This window comes from Hydrogenibacillus schlegelii (genome assembly GCF_001653195.1).
Lineage (GTDB): Bacteria > Bacillota > Bacilli > Thermicanales > DSM-22653 > Hydrogenibacillus > Hydrogenibacillus schlegelii.
In genome coordinates this window covers 1-24,156 of sequence record NZ_JXBB01000034.1, presented here as the reverse complement: position 1 = coordinate 24,156, position 24,156 = coordinate 1, and the positions used below count along the sequence as shown (strand labels likewise).

Here is a 24,156-nt window from a genome sequence, read left to right as displayed (position 1 = left end):
CCGCCTACTGGTCACCGGCGTACGCCGCCGGCGCGTTCGGGGACCGGCTCCGAAGCGCTCGGGCATCGGCGCCGCCGACCGGGCTTCCACCGTCCCCGGCTCGCTCTGCGGCCTCGCGCCGCGCCCCTCTTCTTCCTCGCCTTTTGCCGATGAATTTTGACCTCAACATAGCACGGCGGTGGGACGTTGTCAAGGGTAAGAATTTTGCATGGCCGTGTCAAGGTTCGGGAGGCAGGGATCTCACCGAAAGGGAAATCCGCGCTCAATCTCATGGGAAGACCGGTCTCGTAAGCTCACGCAAAACGAACTTCACCCACGGTTTCCCGGCGAACGGACCTTCCAGCGCCGGAAGATGCCCCTGCAGCCACTCCCCGGCCGCGTGAGCCAGCCCCTGCCGGACATCCGGCTTCCGCCAACGGGGCTTTGCTTCTTTCGCCTCGGACCGGCGCACTTGCGCCTCTGACCGCCCCGCTTCCCCGAAGCGCCCATTCGCCCGGGCCGTCAGTAACCGCGCCAGGGCATCCGCCCCGTGACGGCTCCACCGCGCCCCCTGTCGCTTCATCCGGCGGGCGATTCTGCCGCGTCGATTCCTGGCATTGGATTTACCCGAAAACATCAAGGCATACCGCCGTCACCGGGCAGAAGATAAAAGTGGGATTAAGCGTGGAAGAATCAACAAGGAAAAATTATTTTTCTTTACTTTGGTTACGAATACCTTTTCCGGAAGAGCTAAATCTTGGTAGGGGTGAACGAAACTTGCACCCGTGCATTCTGGGAAAATTATGGGTAAGTTGGGTCATCTCTGCTCGCCGGCAACACCTCGAAGCGAGGATCGTTGGAAAGTGCCTCAATCAAAGCTTCCGACCCGCCTACGTACGTCGAGTCGAGATCGATATCGGTCGCCACGATCCACTGACGATCCTCTGGCCACCAGAGATTCGGTGAGTCCGACCAGACACCGGCAAAGAAGGAAGTCACACAAGACAGGGGCCCCGTGTAAAGGATGTAACGGCGTCCTACCCCCTCCAAACGAGAGGCTTCAAGGACTTCACGGGGGGAAAGTATTTGCCCCCCTTCTCCGGACTGGGTTAGCCCTGCAATCCCTCCCGGTGAAAGGTGGCCATAACCCTCCCACACGGCGAAGAAGCACCGGTTCGGCGTAGTCGTAAAGGCTGCTAGGAACTCAGCGAGCGCGGTAGCATCGTCCTGTTCAAGGCTTCCGCGCCTCGGGGGGTCTTTCCAAGGAGGGCTTCCTTTTCCATATCCCTGACGGGGAATGCTGATGATGTCAAAGCTCATGCGGGGGTAAACTCGTTGCCCGCTCCAAGCGGCAACCTCGGCCCATCTAACAGGTTTCCCCTGGTCATCGTGCGCAGGATGAAGCAACCGGACGTAGCGAGCGAATCTCTCGGGAATCAGTGCGCCGACGTGAGCAAAGGGAGATGCCTGCAGGCTTTGCTCGACCCATCGCGCACCCGAGATGTCACTCAGCAATGTCATGCCACAAGGGTGGGACCATTCCATATCTTGCTTGTTCACATGGGTAACCTCCCTGCGTAAGCCGAAGCTCCACAGAGTCAACGATAGACGGCTTCCACCGACTGATAGTTTTGGCGTAGGACATCAGTTATAGACACAGGTATAGAGAAGAGTTCCGGGTTCTTCCGATAGCGTCTGGAAGCTGTGCATCGGCATTCAGTCCTCCGTCCGGAACGTTCGGGCCTTGCCGATTACCCCTTCTCACAGAAGGATACAACGTAGTTTCAGCATTTGTCCAGGATGAGGGGCGCATGACCTGCAGAGACCGGCCATGGGTCAAACATGTGCTTCGGGAGTTGGCCCGAGCGGAGCAACGGTTGTGGTGAAGAGAATCGGAGCCGGTGAGGTCTTTGCCTACTGAACGTTGACACGCACCGAGCGATGAAATCCGGCCTTGAAAACCGGGCGCGTTTAATCGTTTCCTGGTCGAGAAAAGACGCCGGCCCGAAGAAGGCCGGCATTTTCGTTTGCTCGGCGGGGGCCGGACATAAGCCCGCCGGCCGGCATATACATTTGAAGTAAAACCCGCTCGGAGACGGTCGGAGGGGAGGGAGGCGAGATCTTCCGGCGCAACCGACCGCAGGCGGCGCTCGGGCGCCTCCTCGGCGTCGTCTCCGCCGCGGTGGGGGTCATCGTCCTCATCCGCACGCTTCCGGCCTGGGTCTGGCCGGCGCTGGCCGGCTTCGGTTTCATCGGTTTCGGCTACTGGATGTATCAGCGGAGCTTCTGATCGCCGCGGAGCGATCGTCGCGAAGCGGCCCGGGTGAACGTCCGCTTTGGGACCCGCGAACGTTGGAGAGCGCGCCAGTTCGAGAAAAGGGGGAAGGCGGAGTGCGGTTTTACACGATCAAGCTGCCGCGGCCCGTCGGCGCCGTTGTCCGCTTTTTTTTGCAGCTTTTCGGCGGCGAAGGGAAAAAGCGGGTGGTTAAAAAGGGGGAGCGAAAAAAATAAACGGCGATGAAACGTCGATACTAAAAAAAAAAAGCACCCGTCGGGTGCTTTTTTTTGGGCCGCGTCCGGTTGGCCCGGGCCTTGCTCCTCCGGACCGCGCCTCCTTCCTCCGGATCGCTTCCGGTTAGACGCGCTTCACCTTGCCGGATTTGAGCGCTTTGGCGCTGACCCAGACGCGCTTCGGTTTTCCGTCGACGAGGATGCGGACCTTCTGGACGTTGACGCCCCACCGCCGGCGGGACGCCCGCATCGAGTGGCTCCGTTTGTTGCCGAAGCCGGGCTTTTTGCCGGTAACGAAGCATTTGCGCGACATGGCCGTCCCTCCTCCCGCGCCATGATAGCACATCGACCGCGGGGGTTGCAACGGAGGATTTGAAATTCCCGTCCGAAGCTTTTATAGTGGGGGGAGGAAAGAAAGGGTGAGGCCCGTGTGGCGCATGGACACCCCCGATGGGGTGATCCGCGTCGCTCCGGAGGCGATCGCCCGCCTCGCCGGGTATGCGGCGGGGGAGGTGTACGGCGTCGTCGGTTTTGCCCCGCGGGGACGGATCAAAGATGAGGTGTCGGAACGCCTCGGCAGAAGGACGTATCGGCGGGGGATCGACGTGAGCGTCGAAGATGGAGGCCTTCGGGTGACGCTTTACCTTGTCGTCCGCTACGGAACGAAAATCTCGGAAGTGGCGATGAACGTCCAGGCCCGCATCCGGCATCAGCTCCGGGAAGCGCTCTGGGTCGGGGAGGTGCGGGTCGACGTTTTCGTCGAAGGCGTGCGCTGAGCGGCAAAACCGCCTCAGTTCCGGGCGGTCGTCGTAGCTAAGGAGGCACTCGGGTGGCATCGTCACAACCGACATCGCTCTGGACCGCATCCGGCGCGCTGACCGGCGCGGGGCTTTTGACGCTGCTTGAAGCCGGGCTCGACCGGCTGCGGACGAAAAAGGCAGCGATCGACCGGCTGAACGTCTTTCCGGTGCCCGATGGGGACACCGGAACGAATATGGCGCTCACGATGGCGGAAGGCGTCGCCGCCGCCCGGGAGGCGGCCCGGGTGCCCGGCGCGGGCGTCGGCGCGGTCGCCAAGGCGTTTTCCCGCGGGGTGCTCATGGGCGCTCGGGGCAATTCCGGCGTCATCCTGTCGCAGCTGTTTCGCGGATTTGCCGAGCGGCTCGCCGGCTCGGAGGCGGCGGACGTCCGAGCCTTTGCCGAAGCGCTGGAGGCAGGCGTGAAGACGGCTTACGCGGCGGTCATGAAGCCGGTCGAAGGGACGATCCTCACCGTCGCGCGGGAGGCGGCCCGATCTGCCCGGCAGGCGGTGGATGGCGGCCGGACCGGGCCCTTCGGCCGGCCGGCAGCCCGACCGCGGACGGCGCACCCGGCGATCGCCGAAGCGGAGGCGTTGGGAGCGGCAAACGCCGAAGCGCAGGCGGCGTGGACGGCCCTTTTTGCCGCCTGGCTGGAGGCGGCTCGTGAAGCGCTGGCGAAGACGCCGGAGCTGCTTCCGACGCTTCGGGCCGCCGGCGTCGTCGATGCCGGCGGCTCCGGTCTGATCGTCATTTTTGAGGGGATGGCCGAGGCGCTCGCCGGCGGTCTGGAGGGCGGCGCGTTCGTTCCGGCCGGCGCGTCCGTCCCGGCCGGCGCGTCCGGTCATGCCGACGATCGGCCGCCGGAGGGGCGGCCGGCGGCCGGCCCGGAAGCGGAGGCGTTTCTCGGACCGGAGGATCATCTGCCGCCGGACACCCGGCCGGAAGAGCTCCGATACGGCTACTGCACCGAGGTGATCGTCCGCCTTGAGCCGAATCGGGCGTCGGCGTTTGACCTTGAGGCGTTCCGGGAGGCCGTCTCCCGCTTCGGCGACTCCCTCCTCGTGGCGGCCGACGACGATCTCGTCAAGGTGCACGTCCACTCGGAGACGCCAGGGGCGGTGCTCGACTTCGTCCAAGGGTACGGCGAACTGGTGAAAATCAAGATCGACAACATGCGCGAGCAGATCCGCCGTCGCCTCGCCCGGGTGACCGCCGCCCCGGGCGGTCCGGAGGCCGGGCCGGCGGCCCCGGCGAATCACGCCCGAGAGGGAACGGCGCCGCCGGCGAAGGCCCAGGCGATCGTCGCCGTCGTCGCCGGAGAGGGATTTCGCCGCATCTTCAAAAGCCTCGGCGTTGACGTCGTCGTCGAAGGCGGCCAGACGATGAACCCGAGCGCCGAGGCGATCGTCCGGGCGATCCGCGCCGCCCGGGCGGAGACGGTGTTCGTGCTCCCGAACAACAAAAACGTCGTCCTCGCCGCCGAGCAGGCGGCCGGACTTTCCGGCGGCGCCGTCGTCGTGCCGACGACGAGCGTCGCGGCGGGGCTGGCCGCCGCCCTCGCCTTTCACCCGGCGGCGACCCCGGAAGAAAACGCCGCCCGGATGCAAAAGGCGGCGGAAGCGGTCCGGGCGATCGAGTTCACCCGGGCGGTTCGGGACGCCGTCTACGACGGAGAGTCGATTCGGGAAGGGGAGTGGCTGGCCCTCTCCGGCGGGGCGCTTGTCGCCCGGGGGGAGGACCTCGTGAAGGTGGCCCTTTCGGCGCTCCGGGAAGCCGTGGACGATGAAGCGTCGGTCGTCACCGCTTACTTTGGCGCGGGCCTTCCGGCGGACGTCCGGGACCGGCTTCCGGCGGCCATCCGGCAGGCTTTTCCCGACGTCGACGTGGAAACCCACGACGGCGGCCAGCCGGTCTATCCCCTCATCCTCGCCGTCGAATAAAGCGACGGCGCCGGCGGTCGCGCTTCGAAAAGAGCGCCCCGCGCCGCCGGAAGCGGGGCCCGGCGACGCCGGGCGTTGGGCCGTGCGTGGGGGACCGAAGGGAGGCTGGCCGTTCGGCTGGGCTCCAGGGGGCAGGGCGCCGGCAGCGCGGGATGTCCGGGGGATGCGGCTGACCGGCGGTGTCCGCGGGGCGGCGGGGCGGCGGGTTGGCGCGGCGTTTCAGGGCGCCGCGGCAGCGGAAGACGGAGGTGACGGCGCTTGGAGCTTTCGTCGCCGGTCGATGCCCTCGGCCTCTCGGCGAAAAAAGCGGCGGCGCTCCGCCGCGCCGGCGTCGAGACGGTGGAAGATCTCCTCTACCGGTTCCCGCTCCGGTACGAAGATGCCCGACCGGCAGATCCGGCCGCCATCCGGGCGGACGGTCCGGCGGCGTTCTACGGCGTCGTCACAGGGATGCCGATGCTCAAGTTTTTTTCCCCGGGCAAATCCCGTCTGGCCGTTCGTCTCGACGTCGGCGGTCGGCCGCTCACGGCGGTCTGGTTCAACCAGCCGTATCTGAAGGCGCGCCTTGCGCCGGGGACGGCCGTCTGGGTCTACGGCCCGTACGACGTCCGCCGACGGACGGTCGTCGCCCAGCGGACGGAGATCGCCCCGGCGCGGCCTCCGGACGGAGTCGTCCCGGTCTATCCGGCGACGGAAGGGGTTCGGCCGAAGGAATACCGGGCGCTCGTGGAGGCGGCGCTCGGCCGGGACGATCTCGAGGTGCCGGAAGTGCTGCCGCCGCCGATCGTCCGGCGGTACCGCTTTCCGGACCGACGGGCGGCGCTTCGCCTCGTTCACCTTCCGGCGTCGCCGGATGACGTCGCCCGGGGAAAAAGGCGGCTCATCTATGAGGAGCTCTTTCTCTTTCAGCTGAAGCTCGCCCTTCTCCGGGGCCTCCGCCGGCGGCGGGCGACGGGGGTGGCCAAGCCGGTCGACGAAGGGCGGCTTCGGCGGGCGATCGAGGCGCTGCCGTTTCGCCTGACGGGGGCGCAGGCGCGGGCGCTTCGGGAGATCGTCGCCGACCTTCGGAGCCCCGAGGCGATGTACCGGCTCCTTCAGGGGGATGTCGGTTCCGGGAAGACGGTCGTGGCCGCTCTCGCCCTGTACGCCGTCGTCACGGCGGGCTTCCAGGGCGCGCTCATGGTGCCGACGGAAGTGCTTGCGATGCAGCATGCCCGGACGCTCCGGAAGCTCCTCCCGCTCGACGCCGAGCTCGCCCTCCTTACCGGCCGGACGCCGCCGGCCGCCCGGGAGCGGATCCTCGAGCGGCTTCGGGACGGGCGGCTCGACGTCGTCGTCGGCACCCACGCCCTCATCCAGGAAGACATCGCCTTTCGCCGGCTCGGGCTTGCGGTCGTCGACGAGCAGCACCGTTTCGGCGTCGCCGAGCGGCGGATGCTGCTCGAAAAGGGGGAAGGAACGGATATTTTGCTCATGACCGCGACGCCGATCCCCCGGACGCTCGCCCTCGCCTATTTCGGCGATCTGGACGTCTCGACGATCGACGAACTGCCGAAAGGCCGCGGCGAGGTGGAGACGCTCTGGACGACGCCGGCGCGCTTCGGGGCGGTGCTCGATTTTATGCGGCGGGAGCTTCAAGCCGGCCGGCAGGCGTACGTCATCGCGCCGCTCATCGAGGCGTCGGAGAAGGTCGACTTCGAAAACGCCCTCGCCCTCTACGAGCGGCTGCGGACAGCGCTTTCGGAGTTTCGCGTCGGGCTCCTCCACGGCCGGCTGCCGGGGAAGGAAAAAGACGCCGTGATGCAGGCGTTCGTCCGCGGGGAGCTGGACGTCCTCGTCGCGACGACGGTCGTGGAGGTCGGCGTCGACGTGCCGAACGCGACGGTGATGGTCATCGTCGATGCGGAGCGATTCGGGCTTTCCCAGCTTCACCAGCTCCGGGGCCGCGTCGGCCGCGGCGCGGCGAAGAGCACGTGCATCCTCGTCTCCAACGCCCGGACGGAGATCGCTCGGGAGCGGCTTCGGACGCTCGTCGAGACGCGGGACGGCTTTCTCCTCGCGGAAAAAGACCTCGAGCTCCGCGGTCCGGGGGATCTGTTTGGCGTCCGGCAGAGCGGCCTGCCGGAGTTCCGCTTGGCGGACCTCACCTCGCCGTATGACCGAACGGTCCTCGCCTACGCCCACCGGGACGCCCGGGCGGTCGCCGATGCGCTCCTCGAGGCGCGTTCCGCCGGCCGGCCCCCGGCGTACGAAGGGGAGCCGCTTCCGGCGGCGCTCCTTCGCCTCGCCGATGACGTCCTCCGGCGGCCGGTCGCCCTCGATTAAAAAAATGAGCATCGCGCCGTTCGGCAGCGATGCTCCAGTTGGGAGAGGAGAAACCGGAGGAAGAGCTTTGGGGAACGAAGTCGACTCCCTCGGTTTGCGGCAACCGGCGTTGCCGCTATCCCTATCTTGGACCGGCAAACGGGGAAATATACCCATAGACGCCAGAGGATGGATGTAAAAAATGCGCATTATTGCCGGCAAGTGGCGCGGCCGGCCGCTCAAGACGCTCCCCGGCGCGTCGACGCGGCCGACGCTCGATCGGGTGAAGGAGACGCTGTTTAACCTCATCGGCCCGTATTTCGACGGCGGAACCGCCCTCGACGCTTTTGCCGGAAGCGGCGCCCTGGGCCTCGAGGCGCTTTCCCGGGGCGCCGAGCGGGCGGTGCTCGTCGAACGGAATCCCCGGGCGCTGGCCGTCATCCGAGAAAACGTCCGGGCCCTCGGCGCCGAGGCGGCGGTCCGGCTCCTTTTCCTCGACGCCCGGCGGCTTTCGGAGGTGCTCCCGGCGGAGGGGATCGCCGCCGATCTCGCCTTTTTCGATCCGCCGTACGGGTGGTCCGACGCCGCCCTTGCCGCGCTCCTCGTGAAGCTTGCCGCATCCGGCGTCTTCCGGCCGGGGGCGACGATCGCCGTCGAGCGGGGCGGGCCGTTTTCTGCCCTGCCGGATGAGGCGCCGGCCGTCGGCGGCGTGCTCAGGCGACTGAAGCGCCGGACGGTGGGCGCCGCGACCCTGGAGATCTGGCGTTTCGACCGAAATCCGGCGGGATGAGGCGTTTTCGGGCTTCCGGGTGCGCCGGCTTGATGGCGGGCGGAGAGACGAAACGGGAGCGCGCCCGGGGAAGCGGAAGACGGACCGAGCGCATCGAAGAAGCAGAAAGCGGAGCGGGAGCGGGGAAGCGAAAGGAAAGTTCGCCTTCCGGGCGGCAAGGAGCCGGAATGAGGGGCGGCGGGGAGCCGGATCGGTGCGGAGGCCGGAGCAGGAAAGGAGGGAGCCCGGGCGATCGGGCGAAGCGATGACCGTCGCGGTCTATCCCGGAAGCTTTGATCCGGTGACGTACGGCCACCTCGACATCGTCGAGCGGGCGAGCCGGGTGTTCGATCGGTTGATCGTCGCCGTGCTCATCAACCGGAGCAAGACGCCGCTTTTTACCGTCGAGGAGCGGGTCGCGCTCCTTAAAGAGGCGACGAAGCACCTTGCGAACGTGGAAGTCGATTCGTTTACCGGGCTTCTGGTCGAATACATGCGCCGGCGGGGAGCGCGGGCGATCGTCAAGGGCCTCCGGGCGGTGACCGACTTCGAGTATGAGATGCAGATGGCCCTCATCAACAAAAATCTCGACCCGTCCATCGAGACGTTTTTCATGATGACGAGCAAGGAGTATTCGTTCTTGAGCTCGAGCATCGTCAAGGAGGTCGCCCGCTACGGCGGCCGGGTGGACGACCTCGTGCCGCCGTGCGTCGTGGAGGCGCTCCGCCGCCGCTTCGCCGACCCGGGCGGGCCGATCGAATTCTGCTGAGGGCGGTCGGGGGCGTGACCGGGATGAGACATGTGTTTCTCGTCGGTTTTATGGGCGCCGGTAAAACGACCGTCGGTCCGCTCGTGGCGGCGCGCCTCGGCCGGCGGTGGGTCGACATGGACGCCCTGCTCGAAGCGCGGTTCGGCAGGCCGATCGCCGCCTTTTTTCAGACGGAGGGGGAGGCGGCGTTTCGCCGGGAGGAAAAGGCGCTCCTCTTTCGCCTGACGGACGAGCGGGCGCCGCTCGTCGTCTCGACCGGCGGCGGCGTCGTCGTCGACCCGGAAAACCGTGCCCGGATGCGGGCGGCGGGGACGGTCGTTTTTTTGTACGCACCGCTTTCGGCCGTCCGCGAGCGGGTGGGCGCCGATCCGGCGCGTCCCCTTCTGGCCGGGGGCGAGGCGGCGATGAGGGCGCTTTTCCGCCGGCGGTTCGCCCTCTACCGGGCGGCGGCCCACTGTGCCATCTCGACGGCGCGATTTTCGCCGGAGGCGGCGGCGGCGCGGATCGCCGCGTATGTCCGACACCGGGAAGACGGGCATGCGGGGATGCCGGACGGGACACAATCATAAAAAAAGCCCGTCCGGAGGGGTGCGCCGTGGAGCAGAGAAACGCCTGGCTTTATCTGCTCACGCAAAAGGTCGTTCGCTCGCTCGATCCTCCGCCTGCCCCGACCGAAGCGCCGGGCGACCGGAATGCCGCCCATCCGGAGGCGCCGGAAGCGGCGGGGCCGCGCCGGCCGCCGTGGTGGACGGAGTGGTTCGGCCTCGTGCCGCTTACGGCGGCGTGGTGGTGGTCGCGCCAGAAGTCGAGGCTTGCCCGGGCGACGGCGGTGTGGCGCCGGATCCGGCGATCGGCCGCGGCCGCTTCCGTCCGCGGGGGCGGTCGAACGACCCCGCCCCGGTCGGCCGATGCCGCCTCTTCCGATTACGCTTCGTCCGCCGGAGGACCTCCGGCGGGAGCGGGGCGGGTCCCGTCGTCGAGGAGGTAGAGGAGCGCCGCCTGCTCGAGGGTGACGTCGATCGCCGGCGTGTGGGCCCAGTCGATCTCGGCCAGCCGGCGTTTTTTTTCTTCGCTGAGGGCGGTCCGGAAGGCAAGCGGGTCGTCGGCCCCTTGGCCCCGCGAGGTCGCGCCGGGCGTCTTGGGGACGGTGCCGGATGGGCCTTCCGGCGGTTCGCCGTTTCGGGCGGCGCGCTCGTCCCGGGCGGAAGGCTCAGGCGCGCTGCCGCGGGCGGGACCTTCCCGGCGGTTTCGGCGGCGCCGGGGCGCCGCGCCGTCGCCGGAGCGCCGGAGGAGGGCGTCGTAGTAGCGGGCGATCTTTGCCTTTTCCGCCTCTCCTTCCCGGATCCAGGCGTCGGCCCAGCTCCGGTCTTCGGCTTGAAGCCGCGCCCGAAGGTGCGCCGTCGCTTTTTCCACCGCCGCCGAAAAACGAAAAAGCGGCGTCAAGATCGGCCGGTCGGGTGGCGGGTTGGGGCCGAGCCGGCGGCCGGCGAGGCGAGCGTGAAAGGCCTCATCGAGCGCAAGGTCGGTCAGACGAACGCCGTAGGTGACGAGCCGTTCCCAGCGGAGGGCGGCCGTGTAGGCGACGGTAAACGAAAGGAGAAGCCACGGAACGAGGACGCCGCGGGGGGAGTGGGCGCCGCCGGGAACCGCTCCGGAACCGGCCTCCGGCGGTCGGTTCTCCTCCTCCGGCACTTCAAACGCGCGGGAGAGGCGGCCGAAGGCGACCGCCGCCTCCAGCATCCGCCGAAGCCGCGGTGCGCCGAAGGTGAGCACCTCCTCGTGCATGGAAAGGGCCGGCGGCGTTGCGGTCGGCCGGAGTCCGGGAAAGCGGTACGTCCGAACGAGGGGCGTGGGCGAAAGACCGAGGCTCGTGACGTAGGACCAGTAAAAGGGCCGGTACCGGAGCGCCTCGTCGGCCTCCCGGGAAAGTTCGACGACGAGATGCGCGTCGCCGGCTTCCCGGATGACCGATCGCCGGGCTTCGAAAAAGCGCCGGGCAAAGGCGTAAAGCGCCGCATCGTCCGCCATCGGGCCCCTCCTTTCCAAAGGGAGCAAAGCTCAAGGGAGCGCCCGGCCGGGTCTTCGCGGCGAGGGACGCCCTCTCCCGGGGAACGAAACCAAAGGGAGCGGTCGGCCGGCCCTACTCGGCGAAAGACGCCCGGTCCGGGGGCGCCGCGTTGGCGTCGATCGCCTCCTCCGGGAGGGCCGCTTCGGCCAGGGCGGCCCGGCGGGCTTCTTCCGCCTCGAGCTTTTTCAGGGCGGCGACGACGTTCTCCAGCCGCAAGAGGGCGTCTTTTTCGCTGCGGGCCCGGAGGAAAATCTCGGCGATATGCCGCTCGACGGAAAAGCCTTTCGGCAGCCGCTCGAGGACGTTTTCCAGGGTGCCGACGGCGTTTTCAAAGAGGGCGAGCTTTTCGTAAAGAAGCTTCAGGATCGCCTCTTCGATCGTGCCTTCGGTGATGAAGTGGTAGATGAACACGTCCCGCGTCTGGCCGATGCGGTGGATGCGGCCGATCCGCTGCTCGAGCTTGAGCGGGTTCCACGGCAGGTCGTAGTTGATGAGGTGGTGGGCGAACTGGAGGTTCAGCCCTTCGCCGCCGGCGTCGGTGGCGAGGAGGACGCGGGCCTTTTTTTCGAACAGCTCCCGCATCCAGTCTTTTTTGTTCTGGCCGTAGCCGCCGCGGTAGAGGACGGCGGGGATGCCGGCCTCGGCCAGCGTTTTTTGCAGGAAAAAGAGGGTGCCGTGGAATTCGGTGAAGACGACCGCCTTGCCGTCGAGGTTTCCGAGGAGTTCGACGAGGGTTTTGGCCTTGCTGTGGGTGCGGATCTCCCGGCCGAGGCGGGCGAGCTCGGCGAGCTCCGCCGCGAGCGGCGCGTCCTTCGGGAGCCGCTCGTAGAGGCGGATGAGGCTTTTGTAGACGGCATCGCGGCTCGAGACGAGCTCCCGCTTCAGCGTGAGCAGGGCAAACTGCGGCGGCATCCCCCGACGGGCGTATTCCCGGACGATGAACTGGCTCACGGCGTCGTAAAAGCGCCGCTCCTCTTTCGTCAACCGGACGGGGACGGTGACGACGTGTCGATCCGGGAGGGCGATGTCGGCGTCTTTGCGGCGGTTGCGGATCATGACCTCCCGGAGGACGCCTCGGAGGGCCGGGGCGTTTTTCACCTCCCGGCGGCCGGCGACGAAATGCCGCCGGAATTCGTCTTCGGTGCCGAGGTGGCCGGGGAGGAGGAGGCTCACGAGGGTATAGAGTTCCCGGATATCGTTTTGCACCGGCGTTGCGGTAAGGAGCAGGCAAAATTTTTTCGTGAGCTCCCGAACGAAGCGGTGGTTGGCGGTGCGAGGGTTTTTCAGCTTGTGGGCTTCGTCGACGAGGAGGAAGTCGAACGCCTGCCGGAGGAGGATCGACCGGTGCGGTTCCCGCTTGGCGAGATCGAGGGAGGCGATGACGACGTCGTGGGCCTCCCACATGGGCGCTTTTTTGACGATGGCCGCCGGGATGAGAAACTTCTGCCAGAGCTCCCGCTGCCACTGCAGGGCGAGGGAGGCGGGGACGAGGAGGAGCGCTTTTTTGACGAGGCCCCGGATCATGTATTCCTTCAGGATGAGGCCGGCTTCGATCGTTTTTCCGAGGCCGACTTCGTCGGCGAGGATCGCCCGGCCGCGCATCTTGCGGATGACCGTTTCGGCGGTGGCGATCTGGTGGGGATAAAACGTCATGTTCGGCAGGGCCCGGGGGGCCATGAGCACCTCCGGGGGATCCATCCGGCCGAGGCGGCGGGCTTCGAAGGCGAGCTCGAAGTCCGACCAGCGGTCCCAGGCGCCGTCCCGCTCGGCGGCCATCAGTCGATCGACGAGCCCGAGGTGAAAGCGGATCGTAAGCTCCACCGCCCTCCCCCTTTGCTTTCCGCGTTTGATTTCACGCCGGGGCCGCTTGCGTTCTTCCGGAAGTGTGCTACCATACCGGTAGTATGGAGGCCGGGTCCGGCGCCCATTCGCGGCGGCGCCGGAGCGCCGGTCCGGCGCGCGAGAAACGGTTCGGCGCGTCGGAAAGCGGAGGAAAACGGCATCGATGGCGGATGACGGGCGGGAGAGAGTCCGGCTCGTCCGGCGCCGAAGGAGCAAGCCGCACGGCGGCAGGCGTGCGGTGAAACTCTCAGGCCCATGGATCCCGCACCGGACGCAGCTCTGGAGAGCGCGTCGGGGCCGCCCGGCGGTCCCGGCGCCACCGAAGGCGTAACGCCGGGCGCGCGCCGCCGAACCGTGCCGGTTGCAGGCAGTGCGGCGGTCGTCCCGGGGAAACGCTCAGGTCGACGGACAGAGCGGGCATGCCCCGGCTCTGTCTTTTTGTTTTTGAAAGGAGGCCGGCCGTGGCAGGGCAAAACGGAACGGGGCTCAAGACGACGCCGCTTTATCCGCTGTACCGGGAGACGGCCAAGCTGACCGAATTTGCCGGATTTGCGATGCCGGTGTCGTTTTCCGGCATCCTCGAGGAGCACCGGGCGGTGCGGACGGCGGCGGGGCTGTTTGACGTCTCCCACATGGGCGAGGTGCGGATCGCGGGCTCGGAGGCGGTCCGGCTCGTGGAGCGCCTCGTGACGGCGGAGGCGGGGACGCTCTCGCCGGGGCGGGCGCGGTACGCCTTCGTGCTGAAGGCGTCCGGCGGGGTGCTGGACGATCTCCTCGTTTACCGGCTGGGCGACGATGAATTTTTGCTCGTGCCGAACGCGGCCAACATCGCGCGGATCGTCGCCTGGGCCCGGGAGGTGCGGGATCGGGAAGGCATCGAGGCGGACGTCGACGACCTTTCGCCGCGGGTCGCCCTCCTCGCCCTGCAGGGGCCGAAGGCAGCGGCGATTTTGGGGCGGGTGGCCGCCGAAAGGCACCGGGAGGCGCTTATGGGGCTTAAGCCATTTCGCTTTGCCCAAAACGTCATCGTCGCCGGCGTGCCGGTTCTCCTCGCCTCCCGGACGGGCTACACCGGCGAGGACGGCTTTGAGCTCATGCTGGCCGCCGAGGAGGCGCCGGCCCTGTGGCAGGCGCTCCTCGAGGCGGGGTCGCCCGACGGCCTCGTGCCGGCGGGGCTCGGCGCCCGGGACACGCTCCGGCTCGAGGCGGGGCTTCCGCTGTACGGCCAGGAGCTGACGCCGGAGGTGACGCCCCTCGAAGCGGGCCTGGAGGCGTTTGTCCGTTTCGGGAAGGCGGTGCCGTTCATCGGAGAGCCGGCCCTCCGGCGGCAGAAGGAGGAAGGGGTACCCCGGCGGCTCGTCGGGCTCGTTCTCGAAGGACGGGCACCGGCCCGAAGCGGATACGCCGTCTACCCCGCGCCGGAGGCGGTGGCGCCGGCCGGATCGGTGACGAGCGGGGCTCCTTCGCCGACCCTCGGCCGGCCGATCGCGATGGCCCTCGTCGCGGCCGCCCACGCCGGAGAACCGGTGCTTTTCGTCGACGTCCGGGGCCGGCGGGTGCCGGCGAAGGTCGTGCCGCTCCCGTTTTACCGGCGATCCAAGGCGCCCGGCGGTTAAAGGGCGGCCGGACAGATATCGGGGGCAGGGTGCCTGCCGATCCGGCCGGGTGGGCTGGGCCGCCCGGCCTCAGGGCGGCCGGATTCAGCGTTCGCGAGGGCCGGGAGTCATGGGAGAGAACGGACGACGGGAAAGAGAAGGGGCAAGCGGCGAATCGAACCCAGGACAAGAATCGAACACTGCACAAGAAAGGAAGTCAAGCGGTGGGTCACCGGTATCTGCCTCTCACCGACGCCGACCGGCAGGCGATGCTCGAGGCGATCGGCGTACCGGATGTGGAAGCGCTCTTTGCCGACATTCCGGACCCCGTCCGGCTCAAACGGCCGCTCGATCTCGAACCGGCCCTGACGGAACCGGAGCTCGTCCGGGAACTCGGCCGGCTGGCGGCCAAGAACCGGACGACCGACGCCCTCGTCTCGTTCCTCGGCGCCGGGGCTTATGAGCACACGATTCCGGCGGTCGTCGACCACGTCCTTCGCCGGTCGGAATTTTACACCGCGTATACGCCGTATCAGCCGGAACTTTCGCAGGGGAATCTGCAGGCGATCTTCGAGTTTCAGACGATGGTCGCTTCCCTCACCGGGATGGAGGTGGCGAACGCTTCGCTGTACGACGGGCCGACGGCCCTGGCCGAGGCGGTGCTTCTTTCGCTCCGGGAGACGCGCCGGAAGCGGGTCGTCCTGAGCGAGGCGCTCCATCCTCACGCCCGGAGCGTCGTCGAGACGGTCGTCCGGGATCTCGAGGGGGTGACGGTCGACGTCGCACCGGCGCCGGGCGGCGCCACCGATGCCGGGGCGCTCCGAGCGCTTGCGGCGGACGCCGCAGCGGTCGTCGTTCAGACGCCGAATTTCTTCGGCGTCGTCGAGCCGCTGGGCGCCCACCGGCAGGCGGTGGCGGCAAGCGGGGCGATGTGGATCGTCTCGGCCAATCCGCTCGCCCTCGGGCTCCTTCGTCCGCCGGGGGACTTCGGCGCCGATCTCGTCGTCGGGGACATGCAGCCCCTCGGCATCCCTTTAAGCTTCGGCGGGCCGTACGCCGGGTATCTGGCCGCCCGGATGAAAGACGTCCGAAAGCTTCCCGGCCGCATCGTCGGGGAGACGGTCGACGCCGCGGGCCGGCGGGGGTATGTGCTCACGCTTCAGACGCGCGAGCAGCACATTCGCCGGGAAAAGGCGACGTCGAACATCACGACGAACCAGGCGCTCATGGCGCTCGCGGCGGCGGTGGCGATGAGCGCCTTCGGCCCGCGCGGGCTTCGGGCGCTGGCCGAACAGAACGTCCACAAGACGCAGTACGCCCTTCAGGCGATCGAGGCCCGGACGCCGTTTCGCCGGGCCTACCCGGCCCCGGTGTTCAACGAATTCGTCCTCGAGCTCGGCCGTCCGGCCGATGAGGCGGTGGCGGCGCTCCTCGAGCAGGGCTTTCTCGCCGGGTACCCGCTCGGAAGCCTCGGGGAGGATTATCGGACAAAGCTTCTCGTCACGGTGACCGAAGTTCGGACCAAGGCGGAGATCGACGCCTTCGTCGAAGCGCTCGGGAGGTGGGGCCGGTGAACCCAGAGGCGATGCAGGCCGCCGGGGCGGCGGAAGGCGGCCGTCCGGCCGGCGCGGCGCCGGCGCTGTTCGGGCCGCGGGAGGTGCCGCTTCTTTTTGAGCGCTCGCAGCCGGGAAAACGGGCGGCGGATCTGCCGCCCCTCGACGTGCCGCCGGCAGATCCCGTCGCCCTGTACGGGGAGGCGCTCGTGCGAACGACGCCGCCGCTTCTTCCGGAGGTGTCGGAGCCGGAACTCGTCCGGCACTACACCGCCCTCTCCCGGCGAAACTACGGGGTGGATACCGGCTTTTATCCCCTCGGCTCGTGCACGATGAAGTACAACCCGAAAATCAACGAAGACCTGGCGCGGCTGGACGGCTTTGTGCGCATCCATCCCCTTGCGCCGGTGGAAACGGTGCAGGGAGCGCTGGAGCTTTTGCACCGGTTGGAGGCGGCGCTTCGGGAGATCACCGGCATGGACGCCGTCTCGCTCCTCCCGGCGGCCGGCTCCCACGGAGAACTCGTCGGCCTCAAGATCATCGCCGCCTACCACCGGGCCCGGGGCGAACGGCGCCGGAAGGTGCTCGTCCCCGATTCGGCCCACGGCACCAACCCGGCGAGCGCGGCGATGGCCGGGTTTGAGGCGGTGAGCGTGCCGAGCGACGCCCGGGGCCTCGTCGACCTCGACGCATACCGGGCGGCACTCGGCCCGGACGTGGCCGCAGTCATGCTCACCAATCCGAATACCCTCGGCCTTTTTGAGACGGATATCCTGGCGATCGTCGAGGCGGCCCACGCCGCCGGCGCCCTCGTCTATTACGACGGGGCCAACCTGAACGCCATCCTCGGGAAAAGCCGTCCCGGCGACATGGGCTTCGACGTCGTGCACGTCAACGTCCACAAAACCTTCTCCACGCCCCACGGCGGCGGCGGGCCCGGGGCCGGCCCCGTCGGGGTCAAGGCGCATCTCGAGCCGTACCTCCCGATCCCCCGGGTCGTCGCCGAAAAGCGGCCGGACGGATCGGTCTTCTACCGACTTTCGGAGGACCATCCGCACTCGATCGGCCGCGTCCGGGGCTTCGCCGGAAGCTTCGGGGTGCTCGTCCGGGCGTACGCCTATATCCGCGCCCTCGGCGCCGAGGGGCTTCGCCAGGTGGCGGAAGACGCGGTCCTGGCCGCCAACTATGTGCTCAGCCGGCTCAAGGACGTCTACGACGTTCCGTACGGGGGCCTCGTCAAGCATGAGTTCGTCCTCTCCGGCCGCCGGCAAAAAGCCCGGGGCGTGCGGACGCTCGACATCGCGAAGCGTCTCATGGACTACGGCTTTCACCCGCCGACGATCTACTTCCCGCTCATCGTGGAAGAAGCGCTCATGATCGAGCCGACGGAGACGGAAAGCAAAGAGACGCTCGATGCGTTCATCGCCGCCATGCGGGCGATCGCCGAAGAGGCGGAGCGGGACCCGGCGCTCGTCCGCTCGGCGCCGCACACGACGCCGGTCGGTCGCCTCGATGAGGCTAAGGCCGCCCGGCAGCCGGTTTTGGTCTGGCGACCGGATCGATCCTGATTCCGCCCGTGTGCCTCTTCAACCGCTCGCCTTTCGGCGGGCGGTTTTTTTGCCGCAGTCGCGGACAAAGTCAAAATTACATCGTTCACCGGATTGACATATCTGTGACCGATCGGTAAACTGTAACCAAGCGGTATACCATATAAACCCATGGCGGTATGGTATATCCGTCGCTTTACCGAAACGGCCCAACATCGAGAAAGGGGAGGAGGACCATGGTCCAGGAGACGAAACCGGTTCCGACGATCCCGATCGACGAGCTGGTGAAGCGGATGCACGGGGATGAGGACGTCTTCATTCTCGACGTTCGGAATGCCGACGACTATGCAGGCTGGAAGATCGAAGGCGAACGGGTGCGGTCGGTCAACATCCCGTACTTTGATTTTCTGGACGACGATGAAAGCGTTTTTGCCCGCCTGCCGAAGGACAAGGAGATCCACGTCGTCTGCGCCAAGGGCGGATCGAGCGCGTATGTGACCGAGCTTCTCACGGCGCGGGGCTACCGGGCCGTCTCGGTCGAGGGCGGCATGGAGGCGTGGAGCCAGTCCCTTCATCCCGTCGTCGTTCACGAAGACGACAAACTCAAAGTCATCCAGTTCAACCGCCTCGGCAAGGGCTGCCTGTCGTACTTCATCGTCTCGGAAGGGGAAGCCCTCGTGGTCGACGCGCTGCGCCGGGTCGACTTCTATGAGGACTTCGCCCGCCAAAACGGCTGGACGATCCGGCACGTCGTCGACACCCACATTCACGCCGACCACATCTCCGGCGGGCGTCGCCTGGCCGATCGCGTCGGGGCGCCGTACTTCGTGTCGTCCCACGATATCTTCACCCACCAGGGGGCGCTCCGGTTCGAGCCGCTGGAGCAGCACAAGACGCTTCGGGTCGGCGCGGTCGACGTCGACGTCATCGTCATCCCGACGCCGGGCCATACGCCGGGATCGACGTCGCTCCTCGTCGACAACCGCTTTTTCCTCTCGGGCGACACCGTGTTCGTGAGCGGCCTCGGCCGGCCGGACCTCGGCGGCAAGGTGTCCGAGTGGGCGCAAGATTTGTATGATACGGTTTCCAATAAGCTAAAGGCTCTTTCAGACGACGTCATCGTCCTCCCGGCCCACTATTCCCACCACACGGAAATCAACGCGCGGGGCGTCGTCGGCGCCCGACTCGGCGACCTCCGGCGCATCAACGAGCTGCTTCGGGAGATCGACCGGAAGGCGTTTACGGCGGCGGTGGAAGCGTCCGCGTCGACGGAGCGGCCGCCGAACTTCGAAAAGATCATCGCCATCAACGTCGGAAAGCTCACCGTCGCGCCGGAAGAGGAAATCGAGCTCGAGATCGGTCCGAACCGCTGCGCCGTCCATCACGCCACGGCGTAAAGCATACCGCCACGGCGTAAACGTCCCGCCTCAGTGTAAAAAAGAAAGTCGCCCCGTCCTCTGTCCGTTCTGCCGACCGGTTTCCGGGTCGGCAGAACGGGAGGCGGTCGGCGTTCTGACGGCGCAAGCGTGACGGTTGAAAGTACGGATCAGCGGGCGGCAAAAAGGCAGGGAGAGGAGCCTGAACGATGGGGAAGCGGGTGGCGATCATCGCATCGTCCGGCGGCCTGGAAACGGCTTACAAGGTGTTTAACATCGCGCTTGCGGCGGCCGCCATGGAATCGGAAGTCGGGATATTCTTTACCTTTGAAGGACTTCCAATCATCCACAAGGACGGTCCGTCGATGCTGAAGTTGAAGCCGGAAAACGCTCCGATGGAGGAAGGATTCAAGCGGACGAACGTGCCGCCGATCCAGGACTTGATCCAGATGGCCAAAGAAAGCGGCGTCCGGCTCATCGGCTGCCAGATGACCGTTGATGCTCTCGGCTGGAAGCCGGAGGATTTCATCGACGGGGTGGAGTTCGCCGGTGCGGCAACCTTCGTCGAATTCGCCCAGGATGCCCAGGTGACGTTGAGCTTTTGACCGGCGCCGTTTTCGAAGCTCAGTCGATTTACGTCGAGCGCAAGCGTCAAACGCGAGACGAGCGAGCGGCAAGCAACCGGCCTTGGGGCTGAAATCGGGGAGGAGGCGTTACGATGACGGTTCAGGAGCTTTTGCAAAAGGCGGACAAGGTCGTCGATGCGACGGGCCTTTCGTGCCCGATGCCGGTCGTGCGGGCGAAAAAGGCGATCGACGCGCTTTCCTCCGGTCAGATCCTCGTCGTTCAGGCGACGGACCGGGGGTCGCTCAAAGACATCCCGGCCTGGGCCAAACAGGCGGGGCATGAGCTCATGGAGACGCATGAGGCGGACGGAACGTTCGTCTACGTCATTCGGAAGCGGTAACCGTCCCGAAACGCGCGCGGTGTCGCCGAGCGGTGCACCGGGCGTCGAATGCACGGTCGGGCCCGCGGGCCGCATCCTGGCCTGCGGGTTTTCGGCCGTTCTCGGCGGTCGTACCGGCCGGAGAGGAGGCGGACCAGGCCAAAGAACGCGGCGACGTGCCGGCGATCGACGGTAACCTCGGGGCCGGCCAACGGTGGGGAGAGGGGAGCATGTTTGGGCTGAAGGCGGAAGCGCTGATGCAGCTTTTCTTCGGCCTGGGGGCGGTGATGCTGGCGGCGCGGGCGCTCGGCGCGCTGGCGGAACGGATCTATGTGCCTCGGGTGATCGGGGAGGTCGCCGCCGGCTATGCGCTCGGCCCGTCGGTGCTCGGCACGCTCTGGCCGGCGGCGTACGGGCTCATCTGGCCGGAGGACGGAAAAGCGCTCCTCTGGGTCGTCGCCGTGCTGGGGCTTTATTTTCTCATGCTGGAGACCGGGCTTCATTTCCACCGTCCGGAGGCGATCGCCCGAACGCCTCTTTTCGGCCGCCTGATCGTCGGGACGACGGTGCCGGCGCTCGTTTTGGCGTACGCCCTGGTGCCGTTTTTTGCTTTTTCGCGGCACGCCGGGGAAGCGGCGGTCGGCTCCCTCGGAGCGGCGTCGTTTCGCCTCATCGTCGGCGTCATGACGTCGATCACGGCGGTGCCGATCCTGGCTAAAATTTTCAAGGATTTAAATATCGATCGCACGCCGTTTGCCCAGCTGGTGATCACCGTGGCGGCCTTTCACGATCTTTTGCTGTGGGGGCTTTTGAGCGTGGCGCTGGCGCTAGCCGCCGGGACGTCGTTCGGCGCGGGGGATGCCCTCGGAACGGGGGCGCTCTTCATCGCCCGGACGCTGGCCGTCATGGCCGCCGCGGGGGGGCTGGCGTGGCTTTTCTTTCGCCCCGTGGCCGCGGTATTTCGCCGGCGGACAGCGGGGGGCGGCTGGGCCCTCCCCCTCGTTTTGGGGGCGCTGTTTCTCGGCGCCGGCCTGGCCACCCGTTACGACGTCGAGGCGATCTTTGTCCCGCTTTTCGTCGGGCTTCTGGCGCGGCTTTGGCTGAAGGACGAAGAGCGGCAGGCGGTCGAGGCCGGGCTCGGGCAGCTGCCGCTTCAGATGTTCGCACCGCTTTATTTTGCCGCCGTCGGGTATCACGTATCGTTCGGGGAAACCTTTTCTTTCGCGCTGCTTCTGGAGTTCGCCCTGTTTGCTTATCTTCTCCAGGGCCTTCCGACCTACGCCGTCGCCCGGATGACGGGACAGGGTCGGTTTTGCGCGCTCAACTTCGCCGTCGCCTTCAGCGAGCGGGGGATCCCGGGGACGGTCGTCGCCTCGACGGCGTACGCCCGGGGGCTGATCGACGCGCCGCTGTATACGGTTTTCGTCGTCTTCGCCCTCGGTTCGGCGGCGGCCGCCGGCGTCTGGTTCCGGGCCGTCCGCCGGGGGCGGCGGCCGCTGATGGCGGAAGCGGCGCCGGTCCTCTCCGGCGATGGGCCGCGGGGCCTGTGAGGGCATCGCCGCCCAGCGTTTGGGGGACGGCGAAAGCGACGTGCGCGGGGGCGAAAGAACGCTCGGATCGTGAAGCCCGACGGTCGCGTTGCCGGGCGGATCGAGCGTTCGGGCGGGTCGTCAAGGCGAGCGGGTCGCGCGGTTGGCGAGGCCGGACGAAAGATGCCGTCCGAGGCGGGAAGGGGGATGGGCGATGAACCTGCTCAGCATCGAGCTTTTCTGCCTTGTCTTCGAGCACGGGAGCGTGAGCGAGGCGGCCCGGCGGGCGCACCTCACGCAGCCGGCGGTCACGCGGCACATCCGGTCCCTCGAGGCGTACTACGGCGTGCCGCTCTTTGAACGGACGGAAAGCGGCCTCATTCCAAACGCCTACGGAAAGCGGCTTTATCCCTACCTGAAGGCGATCATCGCCGATCACGAGCGGGCCCGAGAGGCGCTGAAGACGCTTCTTTCCGACGGCGAGACGATGCCGATCCTGCTCGGCGCGACGCGGACGATCGGCGAATACGCGCTCCCGCACGTGATCGCCAACGCGCTCGCTTACGAGGCGCGGTTCGTGTTTGACGTCTACATCGACAACACCCGCAGCATCGTCGATCGGCTGAAGGAGCATCGCTTGGACGTCGCCCTGCTCGAAGGACAGGTGCCGCCGGAGGAGGAGGCGGACGTCGAAGCGATCGGCTTTGCCGAAGACGAGCTCATCCTCGTCGCCCATCCGGCTCACCCCCTGGTCCGCGCCGCCGCCGGCGGCGCCCTCCCGCCGGCGGCCCTGGCCGATGCGGTGCTCATCGTCCGGGAGATCGGTTCCGGAACGCGGGAGCTCGTCGAGCAGGCGCTTATGGAGCGTCTTGGCGGGCCGCGGCCGAAGATGATTGCTTTTAACGCGACGCAGGCGGTGAAGACGGCCGTCGAGGCCGGCCTCGGCGTCGCCTTTCTGTCCGAGATGAGCGTGGCGACGGACATCCGCGCCGGGCGCCTCGTGCATCTGCCGGTGGAAGGGCTCGTCCTCACGCGGCCGCTGTATCTCGCCATGGCGCGAAAGCGGTACCGGCCGCCGCACGTCGAGGCGTTCGTCGCCTGGCTCATGAGCCGGGGCGCCGGGGCGTTTCTCCCACGGGATATAACGGTTCGTTATGGCGCATAACAAAACGCAATAACAAAACGATCGTTTTCAATGTTATAGTGAATCCAGACATCCGACACAAAGATGTCATAGAATCAGCCGAGGGGCGAAGCTTCGCCGGCTTCGACGAGGGGCGCGACGGAGGATCGACGAAGGAGGGTTTGCCGTGATCGAGACGCTCGACGTCATCTCCCCTTCTCCGCCTCAACCGGGTGTGCGCTGGGGGAAAGTGCTCGATCAGAACAAGTGCATCGGGTGCCACGCCTGCTCGACCGCCTGTAAGTCGGAAAACGAAGTGCCGCTGGGGGTCAACCGAACGTTCGTCAAGGCGGTGGAGGTCGGCGTCTATCCGGAGGTCAACCGGTTCTTCCAGGTCACGCGTTGCAATCAGTGCACGGATGCGCCGTGCGTCCCGGTCTGTCCGGTCGAGGCGATGTTCATCCGCCCCGACGGGATCGTCGACTTTGACCGGGAACGGTGCATCGGCTGCAAGGCCTGTATGGCCGCCTGCCCGTACGACGCGATCAACATCAACCCCGAATTTCACAGCATTGAAAAATGTAACTTCTGTGCGCACCGCATCGATCAGGGGCTCGAGCCGGCGTGCGTCGTCGTCTGTCCGACGGAGGCGATCGTCGTCGGCGACCTGAACGACCCGAACAGCGAGGTCTCCCGCCTGATCGCTCGGAACAAGGCGGAGGTGCGGAAGCCGGAAAAAGGGACGTCGCCGAAGGTGTTTTATCTGGGCGCCCACGAAGCGACGCTGAACCCGTCCGTCGCCGCGTACACCGGCGGCAACATGTGGTCGGAGCAGAAGGAAGGGTATCCGGTGGAAACGCTCGAAGCGGGCGGCGTCCAGTCGCTTCCGAACGCCCGCGTCGCCTACGAGGTGCCGCACCGGCCGCCGTGGGACTGGCGGGTGTCGCTCTATACGTGGACGAAGTCGATCGCCGGAGGCGCGTTCATGATCTACGCCTTGCTCAAGCTCTTCGGCATCGCCGTCGATCAGACGTGGACGCTGGCGACGTCCGTCATCGGCGGCTTCTTCCTCGCCGCGACCGGCGTCATCCTCATTTTCGACCTGGAAAAGCCGTGGGCCTTTTACCGGAGATCAAGTCCAGTATCATGTGTAAATTGCCCTCTTCGGCGAATGAAAGGACAGGTCACTCAGGCATTCACAACGTGCAGCATGGCCGGCTCAGTGGATTTCTGTTGTTCCTTCTTCCACTGCCAATACTCATCCATATTCAGGTAGCGGTGCCCAGTGGTCCACGTCTCGTCTATCTCCATGAGTAGCGCTCCAAGCAACCGTATCACGGATTCCCGGTTGGGAAAGATGCGGATGACTCTTTCACGACGGCGAATCTCCTCGTTGAGTCGTTCCACGCCGTTCGTGGTACGCAAGCGCCGCCGATAGCGATCCGGCAAGACCAGCACGGCCGTGACGTCGTCAAAGCCCTCCTCTAGCACCTTGACGGCCTTGG

At 66.9% G+C, this 24,156-nt stretch carries 22 protein-coding genes and 1 riboswitch; of the genes, 17 read left to right on the top strand and 5 right to left on the bottom strand.

Annotated features, from left to right (window positions below; all coding sequences use genetic code 11):
- Positions 1–268 precede the first annotated feature (268 nt).
- Entirely contained in the window at positions 269–616 is a 348-nt protein-coding gene (locus SA87_RS08630) for a hypothetical protein (protein ID WP_169816943.1), read from the bottom strand.
- A 1,754-nt stretch (positions 617–2,370) separates the two neighbouring features.
- Here SA87_RS08630 and SA87_RS13530 point away from each other — a divergent pair.
- Positions 2,371–2,490 carry a stage V sporulation protein M gene (locus SA87_RS13530; RefSeq protein WP_169793278.1) on the top strand — a complete coding sequence of 40 codons (120 nt, stop codon included), beginning with the start codon at positions 2,371–2,373 and terminating at the stop codon, positions 2,488–2,490.
- 124 nt (positions 2,491–2,614) lie between these two features.
- Here the strand turns inward: SA87_RS13530 and rpmB are convergent, their stop codons facing one another.
- Positions 2,615–2,803: a 50S ribosomal protein L28 gene (rpmB, locus tag SA87_RS08625; RefSeq protein WP_066202062.1), complete on the bottom strand. Its 189-nt coding sequence runs from the start codon at positions 2,801–2,803 to the stop codon at positions 2,615–2,617.
- A 106-nt stretch (positions 2,804–2,909) separates the two neighbouring features.
- Here rpmB and SA87_RS08620 point away from each other — a divergent pair, with 106 nt between their 5' ends.
- From SA87_RS08620 to SA87_RS08590, 7 genes are all read left to right on the top strand, one after another.
- Positions 2,910–3,266 (top strand): Asp23/Gls24 family envelope stress response protein, encoded by a 357-nt coding sequence (locus SA87_RS08620; protein WP_156423515.1) that lies wholly within the window; start codon positions 2,910–2,912, stop codon positions 3,264–3,266.
- A 53-nt stretch (positions 3,267–3,319) separates the two neighbouring features.
- Entirely contained in the window at positions 3,320–5,230 is a 1,911-nt protein-coding gene (locus SA87_RS08615; protein WP_066202058.1) for a DAK2 domain-containing protein, read from the top strand.
- Positions 5,231–5,488: 258 nt separating this feature from the next.
- Entirely contained in the window at positions 5,489–7,555 is a 2,067-nt protein-coding gene (recG, locus tag SA87_RS08610; protein WP_066202055.1) for an ATP-dependent DNA helicase RecG, read from the top strand.
- Positions 7,556–7,736: 181 nt separating this feature from the next.
- Positions 7,737–8,324: a 16S rRNA (guanine(966)-N(2))-methyltransferase RsmD gene (gene rsmD / locus SA87_RS08605; RefSeq protein ID WP_066202053.1), complete on the top strand. Its 588-nt coding sequence runs from the start codon at positions 7,737–7,739 to the stop codon at positions 8,322–8,324.
- 244 nt (positions 8,325–8,568) lie between these two features.
- Positions 8,569–9,072: a pantetheine-phosphate adenylyltransferase gene (coaD, locus tag SA87_RS08600; protein WP_066202051.1), complete on the top strand. Its 504-nt coding sequence runs from the start codon at positions 8,569–8,571 to the stop codon at positions 9,070–9,072.
- A gap of 23 nt (positions 9,073–9,095) precedes the next feature.
- A complete protein-coding gene (locus SA87_RS08595; RefSeq protein ID WP_066202049.1) occupies positions 9,096–9,641 on the top strand; it encodes a shikimate kinase in 546 nt (181 codons plus the stop codon).
- Between the two features lie 26 nt (positions 9,642–9,667).
- On the top strand, positions 9,668–10,060 hold the full coding sequence (locus SA87_RS08590) for a hypothetical protein (RefSeq protein WP_066202047.1): 393 nt from the start codon (positions 9,668–9,670) through the stop codon (positions 10,058–10,060).
- Here the strand turns inward: SA87_RS08590 and SA87_RS08585 are convergent.
- A complete protein-coding gene (locus tag SA87_RS08585; RefSeq protein ID WP_066202045.1) occupies positions 9,997–11,100 on the bottom strand; it encodes a YqhG family protein in 1,104 nt (367 codons plus the stop codon). The genes SA87_RS08590 and SA87_RS08585 overlap by 64 nt on opposite strands.
- 112 nt (positions 11,101–11,212) lie before the next feature.
- The gene (locus tag SA87_RS08580) at positions 11,213–12,961 is read right to left on the bottom strand and encodes a DEAD/DEAH box helicase (protein WP_245637693.1); all 1,749 of its coding nucleotides are present in this window, start codon (positions 12,959–12,961) and stop codon (positions 11,213–11,215) included.
- A 191-nt stretch (positions 12,962–13,152) separates the two neighbouring features.
- Positions 13,153–13,255, top strand: a riboswitch (glycine riboswitch).
- A 188-nt stretch (positions 13,256–13,443) separates the two neighbouring features.
- Here SA87_RS08580 and gcvT point away from each other — a divergent pair.
- The 9 genes from gcvT (at position 13,444) to SA87_RS08535 (ending at position 23,927) form a co-directional block, all read left to right on the top strand.
- Positions 13,444–14,598: a glycine cleavage system aminomethyltransferase GcvT gene (gene gcvT / locus SA87_RS08575; protein ID WP_066202043.1), complete on the top strand. Its 1,155-nt coding sequence runs from the start codon at positions 13,444–13,446 to the stop codon at positions 14,596–14,598.
- A 203-nt stretch (positions 14,599–14,801) separates the two neighbouring features.
- Positions 14,802–16,151 (top strand): aminomethyl-transferring glycine dehydrogenase subunit GcvPA, encoded by a 1,350-nt coding sequence (gene gcvPA, locus SA87_RS08570; protein WP_066202040.1) that lies wholly within the window; start codon positions 14,802–14,804, stop codon positions 16,149–16,151.
- A gap of 11 nt (positions 16,152–16,162) precedes the next feature.
- On the top strand, positions 16,163–17,698 hold the full coding sequence (gcvPB, locus tag SA87_RS08565) for an aminomethyl-transferring glycine dehydrogenase subunit GcvPB (protein WP_082718521.1): 1,536 nt from the start codon (positions 16,163–16,165) through the stop codon (positions 17,696–17,698).
- Positions 17,699–17,913: 215 nt separating this feature from the next.
- Positions 17,914–19,074, top strand: a complete 1,161-nt coding sequence (locus SA87_RS08560; RefSeq protein ID WP_066202038.1) for an MBL fold metallo-hydrolase — start codon at positions 17,914–17,916, stop codon at positions 19,072–19,074.
- 188 nt (positions 19,075–19,262) lie between these two features.
- Positions 19,263–19,658, top strand: a complete 396-nt coding sequence (locus SA87_RS08555) for a DsrE/DsrF/DrsH-like family protein (RefSeq protein ID WP_066202036.1) — start codon at positions 19,263–19,265, stop codon at positions 19,656–19,658.
- A 113-nt stretch (positions 19,659–19,771) separates the two neighbouring features.
- Positions 19,772–20,020, top strand: a complete 249-nt coding sequence (locus tag SA87_RS08550; RefSeq protein WP_066202034.1) for a sulfurtransferase TusA family protein — start codon at positions 19,772–19,774, stop codon at positions 20,018–20,020.
- 209 nt (positions 20,021–20,229) lie between these two features.
- Complete coding sequence (locus tag SA87_RS08545; protein ID WP_156423673.1) at positions 20,230–21,549, top strand: cation:proton antiporter; 1,320 nt, start codon at positions 20,230–20,232, stop codon at positions 21,547–21,549.
- A gap of 193 nt (positions 21,550–21,742) precedes the next feature.
- A complete protein-coding gene (locus tag SA87_RS08540; protein ID WP_066202030.1) occupies positions 21,743–22,693 on the top strand; it encodes a LysR family transcriptional regulator in 951 nt (316 codons plus the stop codon).
- A gap of 145 nt (positions 22,694–22,838) precedes the next feature.
- Positions 22,839–23,927, top strand: coding sequence for a 4Fe-4S dicluster domain-containing protein (locus SA87_RS08535; RefSeq protein ID WP_066202028.1), 1,089 nt, complete (start codon positions 22,839–22,841; stop codon positions 23,925–23,927).
- Here SA87_RS08535 and SA87_RS12760 read toward each other — a convergent pair.
- A partial coding sequence (locus tag SA87_RS12760; protein WP_211264209.1) for a transposase occupies positions 23,840–24,156 on the bottom strand: 317 nt, incomplete at its 5' end. The genes SA87_RS08535 and SA87_RS12760 overlap by 88 nt on opposite strands.